Here is a 22574-nt window from a genome sequence, read left to right on the forward strand (position 1 = left end):
AAAATCCCTAATACATTTAGGGATTTTTTGTTTTGTGGTATTTATCATAACCATCATGTTTTAGGTCAATATAAACGGCTATTTAAAAAATACGATTTAAGCCGTTGAGTGCTGCCACACGGTAGGCTTCAGCCATCGTTGGGTAGTTGAAGGTGGTGGAGATAAAATATTCTAGCGTGTGGCCACATTTCATGACTGCCTGACCAATATGAATGATCTCGGAAGCATGATTACCATAGCAATGAATGCCCAAAATTTCTAAGGTCTCACGGTGAAATAAAATTTTTAATACACCAGAGCGTTCACCAATGATCTGTGCGCGTGCCAAATGTTTAAAAAATGCCTGTCCAACTTCATAAGGAATTTGGTCTCGTGTTAAGTCTTCTTCGGTCGCACCAATACTTGAAATCTCAGGAATGGTATAAATGCCAGTTGGTACACTGTCAATGAATTCAGCTTGCTCATCACCTACCATAAAACCTGCGGCGTTGCGTCCTTGGTCATAAGCAGCAGAGGCCAGTGATGGCCAGCCAATGACATCACCAACTGCATAGATATTTGGTATGTTGGTGCGATAGGTTTTATCAACTTCAAGCTGGCCACGATTGTTGGCTTTTAGACCAATGGCTTCTAGGTTTAAACTTTCGGTATTGCCCGAGCGTCCATTGCACCATAAAATGGCATCGGATTTAATTTTCTTACCGCTTTTTAGGTGTAATATCACACAATCATCATGAGTTTCTAGGTGGTGAATTTCTTCATTATTGCGAATGCGTACGCCAAATTGTCGAAAGTCATGACTGAGTGCATCAGAGATTTCATTATCCAAATAGCTGAGCAACTGGTCCTTATTATTAATCAAATCAACAACATAACCCAAGCCTGTAAAGATAGAAGCGTACTCACAGCCAATCACCCCAGCACCATAGATGATGATTTTACGAGCGACATAATCCATTTGTAGGATTTTGTCAGAATCAAAGACTCTTGGGTGGTCAAAGTCCAAAGCATCTGGACGATAGGGGCGAGAACCAACAGCAATGACTGCTTGGTTGAAAGTAAGGGTTTGTTTAATGCCGTCTTCTGGTGATTCAACTTGTAAAGTATGTGTGTCCACAAAACTGCCCCAGCCTTGAATGATTTCAATGCGATTGCGTTCATAAAATAGGCGATGGGTATTGACCTGGCTTAAAATAACTCGGCGAGCCTTGCTGAGTACTTTATTGAGTGGCACTTGAAAGTTGTCTGTAAATGAGCTAAACAAAGGGTCTCGCCGCATGGCAATGATGTTAAAAACCGATTGACGCAGTGCCTTGCTGGGAATGGTACCAACATGAGCACAGTTACCACCCACTTGGTCTCGTGGGTCAATGACAGCAACTCTTAAGCCTGATTTGGCAAGCTTCATCGCAGCTGCCTCACCTGCAGGGCCTGCACCCAAGACGATGGCATCGTATTCATAACCATGTTTTTTGTGTTCTTTGGCACCGCTTGGCGTATGCAGTTCAATGCGTTGGCCGTCTAGTGGGCTGATGAGCGTTTGGTGAATGAGATCGGCATCTACCTGTTCGTGAATTTGTGAATTGGCGTCTTTGATGTCATGGCTTTGACTGATCGCTTCCTTCTTTACCGTGTCTGTATTTGCTGTTTTTTTGGTCATGGATTGGCCTTGTTTTGGTGAGTTGTATTTAACATGAATTGTGAATATGAAGGCTGGCAGTGCTGATTAAAATTTATCCGATGCGTCTGGCAAGCCCAGTAACTTGTAAAATGCGTGTGGCGATTTCTTCAACACTCATCTCCGACACATTCAAATTGGGGATTTTTTGGGTGTTATAAATCGCTTGAATTGCACGCTGTTCTTCTTGGCACTGAGCAAGCGAAGCATAGCGACTGCCTGCTTTACGCTCTTGACGAATCCTAACCAGTCGTTCGGTGTCAATCGTTAGGCCAAACAGCTTATGGCGGTAAGGTTGTAATACCTTGGGTAGATTGCTGGCGTCCAAATCGTCCTCGGTGAGCGGGTAATTGGCTGCACGAATACCAAACTGTAAGGCAAGATATAGTGATGTCGGTGTTTTGCCCGAACGAGATAGGCCAACTAAAATAATATCTGCACCATCATAATGGTTGGTGCGTGCACCATCATCATTATCAAGTGCATAATGCACCGCATCAATACGAGCTTTGTAATCTTCTGAATCCACATCACCATGTGCCATGCCTGAATGTGAATTGGGAGTTTCACCGATTTCAGTGGCGATGCGATGGATTAGACCTTCGTAGATATCAAGGTTGGTTGCATCTGCACCATTGATGATGGTGCGAATTTCATCACTGACAATTGTATCAAAGACGAGTGGTTTTAGCCCTGATGAACGATGTGCTTCATTGATTCTACTGACTGCTTTATGGGCCAATTCTATGGTATCTACATAGGGAATGATTTTGATATCAAATTTGACATTGCCAAATTGACTCAGTAATGAGCGTCCTAAGGTTTCGGCGGTAATGGCTGTGCCATCAGAGATAAAAAATGCACTACGCAAAAGTACTTGTGATGTGCTGAGTTTTTCTTGTGTTCGTTGGTTTGATGCGGTGGGGGTGTGAACATACATGGCTTATCCTTTGTCCTTGTTGATGCGCCAATATTTGAAAATTCACAAAAGTATAGCATAAAAAACGCTTAATTTTGAGTGATATTTGGCAATCAACGGAAATTTTCTTTAAAAAAATGGGTATTTATAAGTTGGTAAAAATCATTTTTAAATAAAATATCACTTATTTTTATAAAAAATAACATTGAGTATTGGTTAATTTACCGCTATAATTTAACAAATTTTTATACAGTTGGGGGAAGTCTCATGACACAAGTCATTCCATTTAGTCGTCTTGGTAAAGATGATGTAGAAATTGTCGGCGGCAAAAACTCATCATTGGGTGAGATGATCAGCAATCTTGCCAATGTTGGTGTGTCTGTGCCAAATGGCTTTGCCACCACTGCAGATGCCTTCAATCGATTTTTAAACGAGTCGGGTTTGCTTGATAAAATCAATGCTGAGTTAAAGGGGCTTGATGTCGATGATGTTGAAAAATTAACCGAAGTTGGTGCTAAGGTGCGTGGTTGGGTCATTTCTCAGAAGTTGCCAAGTGATTTGGAAAATGAGATTCGGGCAGCTTATGATGAATTGACTGGCGGTCAAGATGTGGCGGTGGCGGTGCGTTCCAGTGCTACCGCTGAAGACTTGCCTGATGCTTCTTTTGCAGGTCAGCAAGAAACATTTTTGAACATTCGTGGCATTGATAATGTTTTGATCGCCATTAAAGAGGTTTTTGCCAGCCTTTATAATGACCGTGCGATTGCTTATCGTGTGCACAAAGGCTTTGAACATGCAGGCGTGGCACTGTCAGCTGGCGTACAACGCATGGTGCGTTCAGAGACTGGTACCAGTGGTGTGATGTTCACATTGGATACCGAAAGTGGTTTTGATGAGGTTGTATTCATCACTGCAAGTTATGGTTTGGGTGAGATGGTGGTGCAAGGGGCGGTAAACCCTGATGAATTTTATTTATCCAAAAAACTGCTGGCAGAAAATCGTCCTGCTGTAATACGCCGTAATCTTGGTTCAAAGCACATTAAGATGGTTTATGGTGATGAAGGCACAACCAAGCGTTCTACTAAAATCGTTGATGTGGATAAAAGCGAGCGTCAGCAGTTTGCTTTAAGTACAGATGAACTGACCGCTCTTGCCAAGCAAGCTTTGATTATTGAGAAGCACTATGGCTGTCCTATGGATATTGAGTGGGCAAAAGATGGTGATACTGGTGAATTATTCATTGTGCAAGCACGCCCAGAAACGGTAAAATCTCGCCAAGATAAGACCAGCATGGAGCGTTATGTCATCAATAGCAAAGGGGCGAAAGTCTTGTGCGAAGGGCGCTCTATTGGTCAGCGTATCGGATCTGGCAAGGTGAAGATTGTAACCAATCTCAATGAAATGAGTAAGGTACAAGACGGCGATGTATTGGTTTCGGACATGACCGATCCAGATTGGGAACCTGTGATGAAGCGAGCATCTGCCATCATTACAAATCGTGGTGGCCGTACTTGCCATGCAGCGATTATCGCCCGTGAATTGGGCGTGCCTGCGATTGTCGGCTGTGGCAATGCTACTGAGTTATTGGCAGATGGCCAAGCTGTTACGGTATCATGTGCCGAGGGTGATACAGGGTTTATTTATGATGGGTTGCTTGATTTTGAAGTGCAAAAAAATTCGGTATCTAGTATGCCAGAGCTTGCCTTTAAAGTGATGATGAATGTTGGTAATCCTGACCGTGCTTTTGATTTTGCTCAGATTCCTAACGAAGGTGTGGGTTTGGCAAGACTTGAATTCATCATTAATCGTATGATTGGTGTGCACCCTAAGGCTCTACTTAATATAGACAGTCTGCCACAAGAAACTCGCCTACAGGTTTTTGAGCGTATGGCAGGCTATAATTCACCTGTAGAGTTCTACATCAATAAACTCATCGAAGGCATTGCCACGCTTGCTGTTGCTTTTAAAGATAAGCCTGTGATTGTGCGTATGAGTGATTTTAAATCCAATGAATATGCCAACCTCATTGGTGGCAAGCTTTATGAGCCACATGAAGAAAACCCCATGCTTGGTTTTCGTGGAGCAAGTCGCTATGTTTCGGAGAATTTCCGTGACTGCTTTGAGCTTGAATGCCTTGCTTTAAAATATGTGCGAAATGATATGGGTCTGACCAATGTTAAAATTATGATTCCATTTGTTCGCACCACAAGTGAAGCAGAAGCGGTGATCAGACTGCTAGAAGAAAATGGCTTAAAGCGTGGTGAGAACGCTCTTGAAATCATCATGATGTGTGAGCTACCGACCAATGCTTTGCTTGCTGATGAATTTTTACAATATTTTGACGGCTTTTCTATTGGCTCAAATGACTTGACGCAATTAACCTTGGGTCTTGACCGTGACAGTGGCATCGTCTCGCACTTGTTTGATGAGCGAGACCCTGCAGTCAAAAAGCTACTTGGCATGGCGATTGAAGCCTGTCGCAAACAAGGCAAATATGTCGGGATTTGCGGTCAAGGACCTTCTGACCATCCAGACCTTGCCAAATGGCTGATGGAGCAGGGCATTTCATCGGTATCGTTAAACCCTGATACAGTGCTAGACACTTGGCTGTTTTTGGCAGATAAATAGCTTTTATATTACTCTATAGCGTTTTCCGCAGGTCTTTTTATCTAAATTAAAATAGACCTGTGGAATTTTTTTTAATCAAATTTATTGATTTTATAAAAATTACATGCTAAAAATTGGGTATGTTATTTTGTTGGTTTAAAGGACTTTGATATGAATAGGGTTAAAAATTTGGAATTCGTTGTTTATCATGACAGTAGAGATATTGTTGCTTTTTTTCTGCTGTAAAAGATTTGTTTGGAAAGTTAGGCTTGGATGAGAAAAGCTTTAACCCAAGTTTGTCCAAATATCTATATTTGTTTTATCCTACTGATACTATTGTAAAATCTAACTTTTATCGGTGTGATTTGAATTTAACAGAAAAAATCCCTTTAGAGCAAAGAATTCGTTATAGAACTAAAAATGTTTTGGATTCAACATATGCTGCAATTATTGATTACCTTAATAAAAATATTGGCGAAAAGAAAATTTCTATTTGTGTTGTATGTCATTCACAATTGGATGAGTTTAGTCAAAGATTTTTTGAAATGGCTCAAAAGTTTAGCAACTGGGATATTTCTTACAATATAAAATGTTGTTATGCTTTAGATTTGTCTAGAAATCAAAATGATGAGAGGTTGTATGATAAATTAAGCATATTAAAGTTTAATGGAAAGGGTAGGTTTGACAAGGATTTATATGATGATTTAATTGATATCGCACCTGAGTACTTGAATGCTGGAGATGCCTTGACTGCAAGGAATATTTGTAATTTTATCAAGAGTTTTTATGGTGATTCTAATCTATGGAATGTTCTTTCCATATCTGAACAAATGTTGAAAAACCCTATAATGTCTGAGTATTATTTAGACTTAATGCTGAATGACGACAATATCCAAAAGTATAAAAACGGTTCTAGGTATTCTAAGGCTATGCTATATGCTAGAATGCATAGTCAAGAAATTCAAAGTATAGAGAAGTCAGAACGCCTATTAGAACAAGCCTATGATGCAATTGTAAACTCTAGTGAATATGTAGAAAATCACCCAAGTGCAATTTTTTCCGCTTTATTTAATCGCAATGGATATGCTTTGGTCTTGTTTAGGAAGGATAGAGTAGAGGAAGCGAAAGACTTGATGGTGGATTGTATAAATAAAATTGATAAACTATCCATCCATGATAGAGAGGAGGAGTTGGAGTTATATCGTTCTGTTTTAGTGTATAACCTAGCTCAATGTTATGAAAAGCTTGGGGATTATAATAATGCTATCATTTCTCTAAACAAACTTTTGGATAAAGATGAATTGATGGATACTTATTATTTGGATTTATCAAGAATTTTTGGGCTTGTAAATGATCTAGATTCCGCTATATCTAGTTGTAAAAAAGCAACCTCAATCAATCATTATAGCCATCAAAACTGGGCAATGCTTGCTTATTGGCAATTGTAGAATCAATTATATACTGAGTCAGCAAATAGTTATTATTATGCTTATAAGCTCTGTCTTGATTCTAAAAAGTCTTTGAGTTACCTAAATAATGCCCTTTATTCAAAAATTTCATCCAAAGAAAATGATTGTTGCTTGAATGCAGAGCAAATATTAAAAGAACTTATAATGCACGAGGAATTGTTTGTATTGGATGAGAGTGAAGTTATAAGATCTTTTAGCTTGTTGGCGGAATCCGAATTGCACAGAGGTAACAATGAGCAAACTCTCACTTATTTGTCATTAGCACTAGATGAGTTTCCTTATAGTGTTATTTTAAAGCAGAATTATGATTATTTAAGTTCATTGTAACTTCAATAAAATACGGTTAAGTATTAACCTAACCGTATTTCTACTTCTTGCACAGAATAAATAATTAAAAACTAGGGTTGATTGTAAAGCAAATCGTGATCAACTTTTTGTGCTTTTGGGGCTTGAATTACCAATTGCATAATAACTTCCTTTTTAAAGTGAATTGAGGTTTTTTGATGATTAACGCAATTTTCTCATCTCATGCCAGTTTAAAATGGTATGCTTTTTTTACCTTGTTTTTCCAGATGGGCATGGCGGTGTCGCTGGCAGCCATGCCGCTGTATTTTAAGCATGAAAATGCGTTGGCTGCTTATGGCATGGCATATTCAGTCATGGCGGTTACAGGGGCGTTTTCTTTTGCTTATGGCTTATTTGTAGATAGGATTGGCTTTGCTAAGGCGTTGATGTTTGGGCTGCTGCTGTATGCGTTCGCCTTGTCCATGCGAGTATTTACCAGTCCGATGATTGCCATCATGACCGCCATCATGGCAGGCGTTGGAGCTTCTACAGCACTGCTTACCAAGCGTGCTTGGATATTTCACATTTCACAAAGCGATGATAACAATACCACGCAGCTGACCGCCATCAATTCAATATTAGGTAATGCCAGTACGCTGATTGGCACCGCCCTTGTATCTGTGGCGGTGTTTTTGTTTGGTTCGGTGTATTTTTGGCTGCTGTTGTTGGCAGGGTTGCTGGTACTGGTGGCGGCGTTTTTTGCTCGGCATAATCTAAATCCCAGCCCTACTTTTAATTCCAATTCCAATCCCAGTACAAATGCCAATAGCAATACGCCCAGCAACAAATCCAGTTCGGCAATGCAGACGGTAAGACAAACATGGACGGTGTTTGTGGGCTTGTTTGTGCTGGCAAACTTTGTGATGGGAGTGTATGTTGGGCTGTTTAAGCCTTATTTGATTTTGATGTTTGTGGATTATGGCGTGCCTGAGTTCAAGTCTGTCTTTATTTTTCTTTTGACAACACTCATGACCATCGTGGTAAATGCTTGGCTATTAAAGCATCATTATTGGGTGAAAAACACGCCTTTTGTGGGTTATTTTGTGGCGATGGCAGGTTATGTTGGCTCGTTTTTGCTGATGGCGGTAGGGCTGTATTTTGAGCTTGGGCTTTGGCTGTTGGTGTTGGCGGTATTGGCAAGAAGTGCTTTTTCAGGCTTGGCGGTGTCTTTTGAGGAAGTGCTAGAATACGAGCTTTTTGATAAGGCGGTCTTGGCGACAGCACTGGGCTTGACGCAGACGGCATTTTTGGCAGGCGATGCGGCAGGTTCTTTGCTGACGAGCTTGTGGATTGTGCCAAAGAACAGCGATGATTATGCACGGCTTTGTCTGTATTCTGCGGCGTTGGCGGTGGTGCATATGGCGGTGTTTGCCTGCCTAAAAATAAAGTCTAAGCGGCGATAGGCGGGCAAGAGGCTGACAACACAGCTTACAAAACCCAGCTTGTATTGTCATCATCTTTTGGTTACAATAATCGGATTTTTAACACTTAAAAAAGTATGCGATGATGAAAATCTATCTGGCAAGAAACAATGTCCAAGCAGGACCTTATAATCTTAATGAACTCAATGTCATGCTCGCCTCAGGCGAGGTGCTGCTTGATGATTTGATGTGGCATTCTGGCATGGCAAATTGGCAGAAAATTGGCGAGATGACGGGTGGTCAAGCCTGCTATCAGCCTGCCGTGCCACAGGGCAATGCGGTACAAAACAGTCATGTACAAAGCCACACGCAAAACCATGCTCACAATGAGCAGCGTGGCTTTGGCGATAATGTGGATTTTCAAGCTGGCAGGCAAGCCGATGAGCAAAAGCGAGTGAGCGTGGCGGAGCTGTATGGGCGTAAGCCCGAGGCTAATAAGGTGCTAAAACCCATCGCCATGCCATCTTTGACAAAGCCTGTGCATTCGGCAGGGGTAGAGTATGCGTCTGTGGGCAGTCGTTTTTTGGCGTTGGCGATTAACATGACTTTGTTCATTGTGGCGTTCATGCCTTTTGTTTCGGGGCTGATGAAACTCAATCCCGACCAACAAAAAATGACCACAGGCACCTTTGAAGCTCGCATGGCGTACGCACAGACACTGGCGGAGCAGCTACCAAGCCAAGTGATAACGATGACCTTGATGCTTTTGGGCGGCTTTGTGCTCATTCAGCTGCTTTTGATTGTGATGCGTGGTCAGTCCTTTGGTAAGTTGGTTATGGGCATTCGTGTCGTTGATGAAAAAACAGGCAAGCTGCCATCGTTCATGTCGCTTGTAGGGGTGCGTACATTGTTGTTGGTGGTGATTTATTGGGCGGTCTCTGCTTTGCCATTTAACCTAGCATTTGTACTGGTTGGGATAAACTACTTCATGGCAAGTGGTCATTCTAAAAAACAAGGTTGGCATGACCGCCTTGCCAAGACGGTGGTGGCGAAAGCAAATCCAAGCCAGCTTGATAAAACAACAAAAAATTCTTAATTTTTAATTTTTTAAATTATTTTTACACGATTAGCTATTTTTATTATGATGAATGATTTTACCCCTGAGCAATTGGCCATCTTACAAAAAGTGCAATTGCCAAATGACTGGAAAACAGCACTTGCTCACGAATTGGTGAGTGAGAATATGGCAAAATTGCGTGAATTTTTACGCCATGAATATGCTCAGGGCAAGACAATTTACCCACCTAAGGATAAGATTTTTAATGCTTTAAATACCACACCTTTGTCTGCTGTCAAGGTTGTGATACTAGGACAAGATCCTTATCATGGTGCAGGACAAGCGATGGGATTGTCATTTTCTGTGCCAAAAATCATTCCAAAACCACCAAGCCTACAAAATATCTTAGGTGAACTTGCTACTGATTTGGGTGTGCCTATCTCGGTACATGGAGATTTGACACATTGGGCAAATCAAGGCGTCTTATTGCTTAATGCAACTTTGACAGTAGAAAGTGGGCAGGCAGGCAGCCATCAAAACCGTGGCTGGGAAGGGTTTACTGATGCGGTGATTGATGTCATCAATAAACAAACCGACAAGACGGTTTTTATATTATGGGGTAGTTATGCTAAGAAAAAAGGGCGGTTTATTGATGCATCTCGCCACTTAATCCTGACTGCAACACACCCATCGCCATTGTCGGCAAATCGTGGTGGGTTTTTTGGCTCTCGCCCTTTTTCGCAGACTAACACATACTTAGCTAGACATGGCAAGACGCCTATTGATTGGCTATTGCCACGATGATGAAGCTAATGGTTTGTCTTATTAAGAGGTGGTAAAATGATGGATTTTGCCACGCTGACATTTTGGTCGCTGTTTGATGTCGCTATGATGAATAAAGCATTACAGCTTGCTAGACACGGAATAAGTCAAGATGAAATTCCAGTGGGGGCAGTGGTGGTGCATGAGGGAAAGATTCTAGGTGAGGGTTTTAATTGCCCCATTGGTACAAACGATGCGACACATCATGCTGAGATAGTTGCCATTCGTCAGGCTTGCCGAACAATTAACAATTATCGCCTACCTGCCAAAAGTACATTGTATGTTACACTTGAACCTTGCACCATGTGTTTTGGGGCGATTATTCATAGCCGTGTCAGTCGTGTGGTTTTTGGTGCTTATGAGCCAAAAGCTGGTGTGATAACCAGTCAGCTTGATTTGCCAAATCAGACTTTTTATAATCATAAAATCAGTGTTCAAGGTGGGCTTTTGGCGTATGAAAGCGGGCGAGTTTTAAGCGAGTTTTTTAAAAAAAAGCGACAGGAAAAACGCCAAATCAAGCAGCAAATAACTAAAAAATCAAACAGCGAGTAAATAATGAGTACAAAGTCATGACAAATCCAATCATCATCACGATTGACGGACCGTCTGGGGCTGGCAAAGGGACGGTGGCATATCGCCTTGCTGAGTATTTTGGCTTTGAGCTGCTTGATAGCGGAGCTTTATACCGCATTGTTGGCCTGCTGGCTCATCAAGAGGGTCTGTTGAATAAGACCGATGAAACTGATGAAACACTAGAAGATAAGTTGGCGACATTCACCAAATCTTTGAAATTATCATTTCTTCCAAACCCAACTGCTAAAACGGTTGAAATTTTAGTGGACAACCAATTATTGCAACAAGATATTCGCAATGAGGTGGTGGGAGGGTATGCGTCCCAAGTGGCTGTTTTTCCAAAAGTTCGCACTGCTTTGCTTGATTTACAAAAAAATATTGCACAAGAGAAGGCGGGTCTGGTGGCAGACGGTCGAGACATGGGGACGGTGGTATTTCCTGACGCGTCCGCCAAGGTATTTTTAACCGCAAGTGCTCAGACACGAGCAAATAGGCGTGTGATGCAATTACAAAATTTAGGCAAAGTGGCGGATTATGAAGCCATTTTAGCAGATATTGTGGCCAGAGATGAGCGAGACGAAAACCGTGTGGCCGCCCCCAGTCGCCCTGCATTAGATGCTTATGTCATAGACAGCTCAAACAAGTCGGCAGATGAAGTTTTTGATGAAATTTTGTCATTTATCAAGGCCAAGCTATCTTGATGCTTGCTCGTTGCATACAAAATGCTATCTATCTTGTCAAGACTGTGATATAATTGCTAGGTTTATTATTTTTGTGCTGTTATTAAGCTAAAAACCAGTATCTCTTAATGACACATATCACCAGAACCGTACTGAGCTGGACAGGCTACGGCTAATTTTAAGGTATTACTAATGAGTTTATCATTTGCTGAACTGTTTGAACAAAGCAACGCCAACGAAATCAAGGTTGAAATTGGTGCTGTGATTTCTGGTACTGTTGTTGCTATTGACAACGAGCGTATCACTGTTGATACTGGCCTTAAATCAGAAGGCTTTATCGCTCGTTCAGAATTTTTGAACGAAGCTGGTGAATTGGAAGTTGCTATCGGTGATAAAGTTGATGTTGTTGTTGAAAAAGTTGACAACGGTATGGGCGAAACCGTGCTTTCTCGTGAAAAAGCAAAGCGTGAGGAAAGCTGGCGTGCACTTGAACAGCTTCATGAAAATGACGAAATTGTTACTGGTCTTATTTCTTCTAAGGTTAAAGGTGGCTTTACCGTTGAAATCGGTTCTGTGCGTGCATTCTTGCCAGGTTCGTTGGTGGATGTTCGTCCAGTGCGTGAAACTACTCATCTAGAAGGCAAAGAGCTAGAATTTAAGGTTATCAAGATTGATAAACAACGCAATAACATTGTAGTATCTCGCCGTGCAGTGATGGAAGCTGAAAACAGTGCTGAGCGTGATGAACTGCTTGCCAAGCTAGAAGAAGGTATGGAAGTCAATGGTATTGTTAAAAATCTAACCGACTACGGTGCATTTGTTGACCTAGGTGGTATTGATGGTCTTCTGCACATTACTGATATGGCTTGGAAGCGTATCAAGCATCCATCAGAGGCGGTAGAAGTTGGTCAAGATCTTAAAGTTAAGGTATTGAAATTTGACCGTGAGCGTAACCGTGTTAGCTTGGGCTTAAAGCAGCTTGGCTCTGATCCATGGGGCGAGGTTGAAAAAACTTACCCAGTTGGTACCATCACTAAGGCTCGTGTAACCAACCTAACTGATTATGGTTGCTTTGCTGAAATCGCTGAAGGCATTGAGGGCTTGGTGCATGTTTCTGAAATGGATCATACCAACAAAAATATCCATCCATCAAAAGTTGTTCAAGTTGGTGACGAAGTTGATGTCATGGTTCTTGAAATTGATGGCGAGCGTCGTCGTATCAGCTTGGGCATCAAACAAACCATGCCAAACCCATGGGCTGAATTTGACAAAAACCATGCTAAGGGCGATAAGATTTCTGGTACCATCAAATCAATCACTGACTTTGGCCTGTTCATTGGTCTAGAAGGTGGTATCGATGGCTTGGTTCACCTATCGGACATCTCTTGGACTGAGTCTGGTGAAGAAGCTATCCGCAACTATAGCAAAGGCGATACTGTAGAAGCAGTTGTTCTGCAAGTAGATGCAGATGCCAACCGTATTAGTTTGGGTATCAAACAGCTTAATTCTGACCCATTTAATGAGTATCTATTGGCCAATGACCGTGGTGCCATCGTAAAAGGCTTGGTAAAAGAAGTTGATGCCAAGGGTGCGGTGATTACACTGGCTGACGAAGTTGAAGGTTACTTGGTCGCTGCTGATATCTCTCGTGAGCGTGTTGAGGATGCGTCAAAAGCTTTGAATGTTGGTGATGAAGTTGAAGCGAAGATTGTTCGTGTTGATCGCAAATCTCGTGGCATTACTTTATCTGTCAAAGCTAAAGATGAAGCTGATGAGCGTCAAGCCATCAAAGAGCTTTCTAATGCTGCATCAGACAACCAACCAAAAACACTGGGCGATATTTTTGCCGACCAGCTAAAAGGTTGATTTCTACTTGGTGATAAAAAAAGAGCGGTTTTTACCGCTCTTTTTTTATGTGTATCTAAAAAGAGGTTTGTACATGACATATGGTTGGCACGCCAATTGCAAAATATTTTAAAAATATGATAGAATGTTTGCTAGATTGATGAAAATTCACAAAAATTTATTCACATTTAGTGATTTTTCCGTTATTATTATATTTCTATTTTAGATATAATATTTGAAGAAAAAAAACTTATACAAAGATTGAATTTTGGTTAAATCCAAGGATTTAAAGACATTGTTGTCATTTTTTGAACCATTCAAGGTGGGTATATGCAACCAGCACAGCAAGTAATTAACAGGTCTGACCTTATTTCTAATTTGGCATCGGTATGTGATGGTGTTGAGGAGCCTGTTGTTGATGAGGCAGTGCGTGAAATCATTAACTTAATGGTGGATTGTTTATCGCATGATGGGCGTGTGGAAGTGCGAGGCTTTGGTAGTTTTTGTCTACACCATCGCAATGCCCGCAATGCCCGCAATCCACGCACAGGTGAGTCAGTTGCTGTTGAAGCTAAGGCTGTGCCATATTTTAAGCCTGGTAAGATGCTAAGAGAAATGGTAAATGAGGCTAATGATTAGTCATTTTTCTTATTATTTTTTTATTGTCAAATCTTGATTATTTAACCAAAAAAGAGAAAAGATATGCATATTGTTTTGGTTGTATTATTGGTGGCTGTATGTGCCTATGCGATAGGCTTGGTGCTATTAAACAATAGCGAGGTTGCGGTGAATTTGATGTTCTCAAATGTACCAACCATGAATCTTGGTCTGTTGCTTGTGATTACTATCATTTTGGGCATTGTGCTAGGAATGTTACTTGCACTTTTGGTATTTCGTGTGTTGCAAAATAAATGGGAAATCAGCCGCCTGACGAAAGAACTTAAACTAGCTCAAACTCAGCTTACTGAAGCAAACATCAAACTCGCCAAGCAAGCCGAAGTGCATTCTGCTGAAATAGTGGCGACCGAAGGTGCCTCATCAATCAATAATCCTCCCAATCTATAAATTATAGAGCATTATTAAGGAAATGTGATGGTCAGTTCTCCAATTATAGTGGCGGTGGATAAGCATGATCTAAATGGTGCTTTGACTCTTGCTGATGGTTTAGACCCAAAGCTTTGTCGCTTAAAAGTAGGGAAGGAGCTGTTTACTATTTGTGGCCCAAAGGTGGTACAAGAGTTTCACCAGCGTGGCTTTGAAGTATTTTTGGATTTAAAATTCCATGACATTCCAAATACAACTGCCCAAGCGGTATTATCGGCAGCAGACATGGGCGTATGGATGGTAAATTTGCATGCCTCTGCTGGTTCAAAGGCGATGATGCTTGCCAAATCTCGTCTACAAGCAGGTGGCTATAATACCATGCTTATTGCGGTAACGGTACTAACTTCAATGTCAGACAGTGATTTGATGGAGCTTGGTATTTTTAGTACTGCTAAGGATCATGTACTTAAATTGGCAACCTTAACCAAAAATTCAGGGCTTGATGGTGTGGTATGTTCTGCTCAAGAGGCGCAAATGTTAAAACAAGTGCTAGGGCAAGAATTTAAACTCATCACGCCAGGCATTCGTTTGGCAACAGACAGTGCTGATGATCAGCACAGGATATGCACCCCAAAAGATGCACTGGCTAATGGCTCAGATTATTTGGTGATTGGGCGTTCCATCACGGGTGCGAATAACCCAAATGAGAAATTGCACTTAATTTTGAATGATTTTAATTAAATGGTTTTGTTGGCAATAAAGCAGTCTTTATTAGGCTGTTTTATTTTTTTTGACCATAAAAATTGTAAGAAAATTAGGAGTAAGGATCATCAATACCTAATTCTCGTAAAATTTCAATTTCAAAATTCTCCATCTCAACAGCGTCTTTATCGCTGATCTCATGATCAAAACCTAGCAAGTGTAACAAGCCATGCACGAGTAAATGTGTTAAGTGATTGATAAAAGGTTTATTTTGTTCTTTGGCTTCACGCACCAAAACATCATGGCAAATAATGAGTTCGCCCAAAGGCACTCCTCCCATCACTTCCATGATGTCAGATGATAAAGCACTTGGATAAGATAAAATATTGGTAGCATAATCTTTGCCACGAGCGTCTAGATTCAGCTGTCTGCCCTCAATATCATTTGTGATATAAATATCCACCATTTTTGGCTTATGCCAATAGTCTGATGCGTTATTAAAATAGGCAAATTTTAGTCCGTCATACATTTTATTGCTCATGACAGTCATGACATGGCCGATGACTTTGGTTAAATACTGCGTATCGTATTGACTACTGTCTATGTCGTCATGATGGCTAATAAAAACTTCTGTTGCATCAGGCATTGCCACTTCCTACTTCTTTTTGGTTTTTGTCAGCTTTTTCAATGATGTGGGCGGCTTTGCGTGCAGATTTTATTTTTTCTTGTTCTTCATCAAAATCATCATAAGCTTGAACAATTTTTTGCACCAAATGATGACGTACCACATCTTTGCTGTCAAAATAGGTAATATGGATTTCATCAATTTTTGATAAAATGTGAAGTGCTTGTGATAAGCCGGATTTATGCCCACGAGGTAGGTCTACCTGTGTCATATCCCCCGTAATAACTGCACGAGAACCAAAGCCTAAGCGAGTTAGGAACATTTTCATTTGTTCTGGTGTGGTGTTTTGTGCCTCATCTAAAATAACAAAACTGTTGTTGAGTGTGCGTCCACGCATATAGGCAAGTGGTGCAACTTCGATGACTTGACGCTCAAGTAATTTGCCTACTTTTTCAAAACCAAGCATCTCATACAATGCATCATATAAAGGCCGTAGATAAGGGTCGATTTTTTGACTCAAGTCCCCTGGCAAAAAGCCTAACTTCTCGCCAGCTTCCACCGCAGGACGCACAAGTAAAATACGCTCAATCTCACCACGCTCCAACATGTCAACAGCACACGCCACCGCTAAATAAGTCTTACCTGTGCCAGCAGGACCCACACCAAATGACACATCAGAGACAAGAATTTTTTTGACATATTCTTGTTGATTATAGCCACGAGGTGTAATTTTACCTTTACGGGTGCGTAAGCTGATATCGGCGTACGATTTGTTTTTGTTAGGTTCATTCATCTCATAATCTTTATTATTGTCATAAGACAGGCTAGATTGAATGATGAGATGCAGTTCTTCGCTGTCAATATTGTCATCTGCAATTTCAGCCAACTTATTGATGATAAACTCACCACGCTCCACAGCGGTTAAATCGCCTGTTAATATGAATGAATTTTGGCGTTGAACAATCTGAATGTCTAGGCGTTCTTGGAGATATTTTAGGTGTTTGTTGTATTCACCAGCCAGATTTCTTAGGGTATTGGCATCTAATTCTAGGATAATCGTGCGAGAGATGGTCAAGAATGTTTCCTTTTTTTTGAGTAAATAAGTCTTGTGTTATGTGTTTGAATGAACGATGCGACTATAATAAGGATTTGGGTTGGGATTTTCAAGAGGGGTAAAATGGTCTTATTACCATAAGACATAAAAATGGTATTAAAAAAAGATAGGGTGCTGAGCTTTAAAATATGCTTAAATGACTAAGCAACAAGCTTAAATAATCATGATAAACACCAAATCTTGGTGATGGATAACTGCTATGAGCAGGTATGGCTAACAAACATGATCAAAAACCCTTCTCAGTACATTGAGAAGGGTTTTTGATTGCTATTTCTAGCTTAATATGGCTCCCCAACCTGGGCTCGAACCAGGGACACACGGATTAACAGTCCGATGCTCTACCGACTGAGCTATTGGGGAATATCTAGCAAGTCGCTTAATATGAGGCGTATTATAACAGCTAATTTTTACTTGTCAACAATTTTTTTAACTTTTTTATTTAACTTTTATTTAAATATCTCAAAAGTATTTTTGCATTTAACTTTGTATCAAATGACAAAAATAAAAAACCAAGGTGCCGCTACAAAGGGGTAACCATGAACCGTAAGGTTCAAGGCGGAACACACCACTATTTATTACGGCTTCCTGATACATCACAAGATGCAGGCCTGCACAACAAAATAGTAGGAGTGCGTTCCTAGGATAAAATTATCGGCTCAGGAATACGCTTTGCTGGCGAACACCCCAGTTGCGGTCATTATAGCATTTTTTTGATAATTTTCAAGGCTTGACATGAATTTTATATGAATAACTATTTGATTTATCACAACTTATTGGATTTTTTTAGATTTTTAACTCTAAAATAAAGCCCATACCTGATGGTATGGGCTTTAAGACAAATTGGGTGACTTTAAGCATGATTAATATCACTGGCATAAAGATGTAGTTTAACCAAATGCAGGTTGTCGTTTTGGAATGGCGTTTAAAAATTCACTTCTTGCCTGTTGGTTTGTGTTAAAATCGCCCAACATACTGACTGTGCGAGTGGTGGATTGTTGCTTGCTGACACCACGCATCATCATGCACATATGGCTTGCATCCATGACAACTGCAACGCCATGACAATCTGTTAGACTCTCAATGGCGGTGGCGATTTGCTTGGTTAAGTTTTCTTGAATTTGTAGGCGACGGGCATACATGTCAACAATGCGTGCAACTTTGGACAGTCCCAGTACTTTGCCATTTGGCAGATAACCGACATGTGCTACGCCGTAAAAAGGCAATAGGTGATGCTCACATAGTGAATAAAATTCTATGTTCTGCACCAGCACCAGTTCAGGATTGTCTGATGGAAAAATTGCATCATTTGCCACCACATCAAGCGACTGATGATAGCCACGAGTTAGATAGCTAAATGCTTTGGCAGCACGCATTGGCGTATCTAGCAGGCCTTCACGGTTTAAATCCTCACCGCTACTTTCTATGATATTGACATAATGACTGGCGATTTTTTCGTAATCTGGGATAAAATCAATGTTATCGGAATTTGACATGATGAATGATTTAATATTATGAATAAATATAAAAGATATAGCTTAACTTAAAATCAAATTTTATCAAGTAAAATCTTAAAAACTTGCAAAAAATTTCTCAACTTGTCATAAAGTTTGCTAAAAATGGCAAAATTTTCATCAAAATCGTAAAAAGTTTGGCATAAAAAATGTGAATTTGTTATATTAAGATTTAAAACTGTATTTTATATTTAAGAAACTTTATATAATATATTTAAGAATGTTTGAATGTATTAAATTGAATTGTATTAAAGCTGTTTTTTAATCTTTTACATCGGTTGCACTGGTGAATTGCTAAGCAATTAATTTCAATCAATTGGCGGGGTGGGTATGTCGAAAAATGCAACAAAAATTAAAGTTGGTATCGTAGGTGGCACAGGCTATACAGGTGTGGAACTGATTCGTTTGCTGTCAAACCATCCAAATGTACAGATTGTCATGTTGACTTCTCGCACTGAGGCTGGTAGAGAGGTTAGTGAGATTTTTCCATCATTGCGTGGCGTATCTGATGTGCAGTTTAGTGATGCTGATGATGACAAGTTGGCACAATGTGATGTGGTGTTTTTTGCCACGCCGCATGGTGTCGCCATGAGAGCGGCTGAATTTTTGCTCAGTAAGGGTGTAAAAATCATTGATTTGGCAGCGGATTTTCGCTTACAGGATTTAGATGCCTTTAAAGAGTGGTATGGCATGACGCATGAATGTGCAGACATTTTGGTGGATTCAGTTTATGGCCTGCCAGAGATTAACCGTCAGAAAATTAAGTCTGCTCAAGTGGTGGGCAATCCTGGTTGTTATCCAACTACTGCCATTTTGGGCTTGTCTGCAATCATCGATGAGCAAAATCGTCAAAATCAGATGTTGATTGAAGAGCGTATTATTATTGATGCCAAATCAGGCATTTCTGGAGCGGGGCGTGGTGCGAAATTGGATTTGATTTTTAGTGAAATTTTGGATAACTTTAGTGCCTATGGTGTGTCAGGGCATCGTCATTTGCCTGAGATTGAGCAGGGGGTGCATGGTGTTTTGGGGTCAAAATTTACGCAAAAAATTCGTTTTGTGCCACATCTTGTGCCGATGATTCGTGGTATGTTTAGTACGATTCATTTGACACTGACAGATGCAGGTCAAAGCGTAGATTGGCAATCGGTGTTTGAAAATCGCTTTCAAGATGAGTATTTTATTGATGTATTACCAAAAGGTCTGTTGCCACAGACTAAGCATACTCGGGCATCCAACTTTTTAAGAATTGGCTTGCATCAAGATAAAGAAACTTTGACTGTGCTTGTGGTGCAGGATAACTTGGTCAAGGGTGCAGCAGGACAGGCAGTACAAAACATGAATATTATGTTTGGACTGGACGAAAAATCAGGGCTAAATGTTGTGCCTGTCGTGCCATAACTTTAATTTTTAATCATGGTGTGTTTTTTGTCAATCAAACTGCTTGTACCTATTTGTCTTAAGTTTGATTGTTTGATTGAGTGTGCTGGTTGCTATCAATTTCATTTGTTAATTTGATTTGTTAAATTTAAAACATGAGGAGAAAATCATGAGTATTGAAACATTAACTTTAAAAATCTATGGCATGACCTGTGAAGGCTGTGAATCAAGTGTGCATCATGCTTTTAACGCACTGGCTGGTGTGCAAAATGTGGAAGTGAATCGTCTGCTTGAACAGGCTGTTGTTACTTATGATGATGAACTATTAGATAAAATCCAAATCATCAATGCGGTTGAAGATGCTGGATTTAGTACAACTTAAATTGATAAAAAACCGAATGTATGTCATTTGGTTTTTTTTGTTGATTAAGATTAAATTGCACAAAAATATTTGTGCATGGTTGCTGTTATAACTAGGAAGCAACAATACCGATAAATACATCAAAATGACAAAATGACAAAATGACAAAATGACAAGTAAAACATTGACAGAGCAAAGGTTTGCCATCATGGGCATGACCTGCCAAGCGTGTGCCAATCGCCTAGAAAAAGTTTTAAATAAAAATCCGTTGGTGGATATGGCACAGGTGAATTTTGCAACCGAAACACTCACTATTCGCCATAAGAATGCCGACAGCCAAGATGTCGTGGCATGGATAAGCAAGGCTGGTTTTGAAGGGGTGTTGGTAGATGAGTTAAAACCCGCAGATAAAGTAACGATTCCCTATCAGCTTTTGGTGTTGTGGTTGATTTCTTTGCCATTTTGGGTGGGTATGTTTGGCATGATGATAAAGAATCATGCGTTGATGCCGTCTGTTTGGGTACAGTTTGTACTATCAAGTATTGTACAGTTTGTTTTTGGTTGGCGTTTTTATCGTGGTGCTTGGTCGTCTTTGCGTGCTGGCCTTGCCAATATGGATGTTTTGATTGCTCTGGGAACGACAGCGATTTGGCTGTATTCAACCTATGTATGGCTTTTTCATGTTGGGCGTGGCACTCATGAGATGGTGTATTTTGAAGCATCGGTGATGGTGATCGCCTTTGTGAGTCTGGGGAAATATCTAGAAGCACGCACCAAGCAAGACGGCTTAAATAGTCTTTCTTTATTGATGGGTCTGATACCAAATACCACATCACGCAAAAATAACAAAACTTGGCAAACAATTGATGTTGAGTTTGTGAAAGTGGGCGATGTTTTGTTGGCACGAGTGGGTGAGCGAATTGCTGTAGATGGTGTGCTGACAGTAGGTGTAGGATTGGTTGATGAAGCACATTTGACGGGCGAAAGCGAGCATTTACCTAAGATGATGGGTGATACTGTGTTGGCTGGCAGTATTGTGATTGATGGTGGTTTTGAGTATCAAGCGACAGCGACAGGCAATCAGACAGCACTTGGCGATATGATCACCGCACTTAATGAGGCTCAGAGTACAAAAGCGGACATCACACGATTGACAGATAAGATTGCAGGGATTTTTGTGCCTGCGGTGGTATTGGTAGCATTTGTGGTCTTTGTATTTAATTGGCTAATACTTGGTGTATTTGATGTAGCACTCATGCGAGCGGTGTCGGTTTTGGTCATCGCTTGTCCATGTGCACTTGGGCTAGCAACTCCTGCCGCCATCATGGCAGGAATGGGTGTGGCGGCACACCACGGTGTGCGATTTAAGGACGCATCAAGTCTTGAGATGGCGGGGCGTATTGATACAATGGTTTTTGATAAGACAGGCACGCTCACGGTGGGAAAGCCTACCATTCGTGCGGTGTTGTTGGCAGATGGCTTTGCTTATGATGATGTTTTGACCATTGTTGCAAGTCTAGAACAGCAGGCCACTCACCCACTTGCCAAGAGCATTGTTAAAAGTGCACTTGACAAAGGACTTAATTTGCACTCTGCCAGCTGTTCAAAAACCATCATTGGTGAGGGCTTGATGGGCGATGTTGGTGATGTGGGTATGGTCAAGGTGGGAACACCAAAATTTGTTGGTCTGACCAATTTCAATCATTTTATAAAAAACCAACCAGTTGGTTTTAAAACTATTCATATTGATGATGATAAACATGGTGCATCAGAGGCTATTTGGGAAACTGCCAGCATTGTTGCTGTTTCGGTTAATGACAAGTTGATTGCTATTTATGCACTGAGTGATACACCAAAATCTGACGCCAAGCAAGTGATTCATCGTTTACAAAAAGATGGCATTTGTGTCATTATGATGAGTGGAGACCGCCAAGGTGTGGTTGATGATGTGGCAGGTGGTCTGGGCATTCATCAGGCATACGGTCATTTATCCCCACGAGATAAATCAATAAAAATCAATAACTTAAAAAAATCTGGTAGCATTGTGGCAATGGTTGGTGATGGGGTGAATGATGCACCAGCTATGGCATCAGCACAGGTGAGTTTTTCGGTGCGTGATGCATCAAGCATTGCCAAATATGCCGCTTCTGCTGAGTTGATTGGTGATTGTTTGGCTCATGCTTACTATGCACAAAAAATCGCCAAAGCCACTTTAAAAAATATTAAGCAAAATCTATTTTTTGCTTGTATTTATAATGTTTTTGGTATTGTTTTTGCAGCGTTGGGGTTGTTAAATCCCATTGTTGCGGCAGCAGCTATGGCACTAAGCTCTATCTGTGTTTTGGTGAATGCTTTAAGATTAAAAAGATTTGACATAAAAAATGATTTTGAAAGCAACCTTAAAAACAAATACCAAATACCATGATTACCGTGTCATCAAAAATAACTGTGATGTGATTTTTACACAATTTTTTGTAAAAT

The 22574-nt window shown here is 40.6% G+C and carries 19 protein-coding genes, 1 tRNA gene and 1 other RNA gene; 14 read left to right on the forward strand and 7 right to left on the reverse strand.

Annotated features, from left to right (window positions below; genetic code table 11):
* Window positions 1-82: 82 nt before the first annotated feature.
* A complete protein-coding gene (gene sthA / locus R0123_RS00340; RefSeq protein ID WP_323842696.1) occupies window positions 83-1660 on the reverse strand; it encodes a Si-specific NAD(P)(+) transhydrogenase in 1578 nt (525 codons plus the stop codon).
* A gap of 73 nt (window positions 1661-1733) precedes the next feature.
* Window positions 1734-2618 carry a pyruvate, water dikinase regulatory protein gene (locus R0123_RS00345; protein WP_323842697.1) on the reverse strand — a complete coding sequence of 295 codons (885 nt, stop codon included), beginning with the start codon at window positions 2616-2618 and terminating at the stop codon, window positions 1734-1736.
* A gap of 246 nt (window positions 2619-2864) precedes the next feature.
* Between R0123_RS00345 and ppsA the strand changes: the two genes are divergently transcribed.
* From ppsA to pyrF, 11 genes are all read left to right on the forward strand, one after another.
* Window positions 2865-5225, forward strand: coding sequence for a phosphoenolpyruvate synthase (gene ppsA / locus R0123_RS00350; RefSeq protein ID WP_323841288.1), 2361 nt, complete (start codon window positions 2865-2867; stop codon window positions 5223-5225).
* 344 nt (window positions 5226-5569) lie between these two features.
* The gene (locus tag R0123_RS00355) at window positions 5570-6652 is read left to right on the forward strand and encodes a tetratricopeptide repeat protein (RefSeq protein WP_323842698.1); all 1083 of its coding nucleotides are present in this window, start codon (window positions 5570-5572) and stop codon (window positions 6650-6652) included.
* Window positions 6653-7176: 524 nt separating this feature from the next.
* Entirely contained in the window at window positions 7177-8421 is a 1245-nt protein-coding gene (locus R0123_RS00360; RefSeq protein WP_323842699.1) for an MFS transporter, read from the forward strand.
* 100 nt (window positions 8422-8521) lie between these two features.
* Window positions 8522-9475 (forward strand): RDD family protein, encoded by a 954-nt coding sequence (locus R0123_RS00365; RefSeq protein WP_323842700.1) that lies wholly within the window; start codon window positions 8522-8524, stop codon window positions 9473-9475.
* A gap of 48 nt (window positions 9476-9523) precedes the next feature.
* On the forward strand, window positions 9524-10240 hold the full coding sequence (ung, locus tag R0123_RS00370; RefSeq protein WP_323842701.1) for a uracil-DNA glycosylase: 717 nt from the start codon (window positions 9524-9526) through the stop codon (window positions 10238-10240).
* Between the two features lie 36 nt (window positions 10241-10276).
* Window positions 10277-10810: a tRNA adenosine(34) deaminase TadA gene (gene tadA, locus R0123_RS00375; protein WP_323842702.1), complete on the forward strand. Its 534-nt coding sequence runs from the start codon at window positions 10277-10279 to the stop codon at window positions 10808-10810.
* A gap of 17 nt (window positions 10811-10827) precedes the next feature.
* Window positions 10828-11532 (forward strand): (d)CMP kinase, encoded by a 705-nt coding sequence (gene cmk / locus R0123_RS00380; protein ID WP_323842703.1) that lies wholly within the window; start codon window positions 10828-10830, stop codon window positions 11530-11532.
* A gap of 171 nt (window positions 11533-11703) precedes the next feature.
* Window positions 11704-13377, forward strand: coding sequence for a 30S ribosomal protein S1 (gene rpsA, locus R0123_RS00385; RefSeq protein ID WP_323842704.1), 1674 nt, complete (start codon window positions 11704-11706; stop codon window positions 13375-13377).
* A 309-nt stretch (window positions 13378-13686) separates the two neighbouring features.
* Window positions 13687-13995, forward strand: coding sequence for an HU family DNA-binding protein (locus R0123_RS00390; RefSeq protein WP_323842705.1), 309 nt, complete (start codon window positions 13687-13689; stop codon window positions 13993-13995).
* A 63-nt stretch (window positions 13996-14058) separates the two neighbouring features.
* Window positions 14059-14421, forward strand: a complete 363-nt coding sequence (locus tag R0123_RS00395) for a LapA family protein (RefSeq protein WP_323842706.1) — start codon at window positions 14059-14061, stop codon at window positions 14419-14421.
* 27 nt (window positions 14422-14448) lie between these two features.
* A complete protein-coding gene (gene pyrF, locus R0123_RS00400) occupies window positions 14449-15141 on the forward strand; it encodes an orotidine-5'-phosphate decarboxylase (RefSeq protein ID WP_323842707.1) in 693 nt (230 codons plus the stop codon).
* Window positions 15142-15214: 73 nt separating this feature from the next.
* On the opposite strand, the gene ybeY is transcribed toward pyrF, so the two are convergent.
* The 5 genes from ybeY to folE all read right to left on the reverse strand — a co-directional run bounded on the left by ybeY (window position 15215) and on the right by folE (window position 18334).
* Window positions 15215-15748, reverse strand: coding sequence for an rRNA maturation RNase YbeY (gene ybeY, locus R0123_RS00405; protein ID WP_323842708.1), 534 nt, complete (start codon window positions 15746-15748; stop codon window positions 15215-15217).
* A complete protein-coding gene (locus tag R0123_RS00410; protein ID WP_323842709.1) occupies window positions 15741-16802 on the reverse strand; it encodes a PhoH family protein in 1062 nt (353 codons plus the stop codon). The genes ybeY and R0123_RS00410 overlap by 8 nt, the downstream gene beginning before the upstream one ends.
* Before the next feature lie 323 nt (window positions 16803-17125).
* Window positions 17126-17201, reverse strand: a tRNA-Asn gene (locus tag R0123_RS00415).
* 142 nt (window positions 17202-17343) lie between these two features.
* A non-coding RNA gene (ssrS, locus tag R0123_RS00420) (6S RNA) lies at window positions 17344-17535 on the reverse strand.
* A 193-nt stretch (window positions 17536-17728) separates the two neighbouring features.
* Window positions 17729-18334, reverse strand: a complete 606-nt coding sequence (gene folE / locus R0123_RS00425; RefSeq protein ID WP_323841303.1) for a GTP cyclohydrolase I FolE — start codon at window positions 18332-18334, stop codon at window positions 17729-17731.
* 348 nt (window positions 18335-18682) lie between these two features.
* On the opposite strand from folE, the gene argC reads away from it, so the two are divergent.
* The 3 genes from argC to R0123_RS00440 all read left to right on the forward strand — a co-directional run bounded on the left by argC (window position 18683) and on the right by R0123_RS00440 (window position 22518).
* Window positions 18683-19753: an N-acetyl-gamma-glutamyl-phosphate reductase gene (argC, locus tag R0123_RS00430; RefSeq protein ID WP_323842710.1), complete on the forward strand. Its 1071-nt coding sequence runs from the start codon at window positions 18683-18685 to the stop codon at window positions 19751-19753.
* 148 nt (window positions 19754-19901) lie between these two features.
* Entirely contained in the window at window positions 19902-20114 is a 213-nt protein-coding gene (locus tag R0123_RS00435) for a heavy-metal-associated domain-containing protein (protein WP_323842711.1), read from the forward strand.
* A 148-nt stretch (window positions 20115-20262) separates the two neighbouring features.
* Window positions 20263-22518: a cation-translocating P-type ATPase gene (locus R0123_RS00440; RefSeq protein WP_323842712.1), complete on the forward strand. Its 2256-nt coding sequence runs from the start codon at window positions 20263-20265 to the stop codon at window positions 22516-22518.
* Window positions 22519-22574: the final 56 nt, after the last annotated feature.

It is taken from the genome of Moraxella sp. Pampa, assembly GCF_035181385.1.
GTDB lineage: Bacteria > Pseudomonadota > Gammaproteobacteria > Pseudomonadales > Moraxellaceae > Moraxella.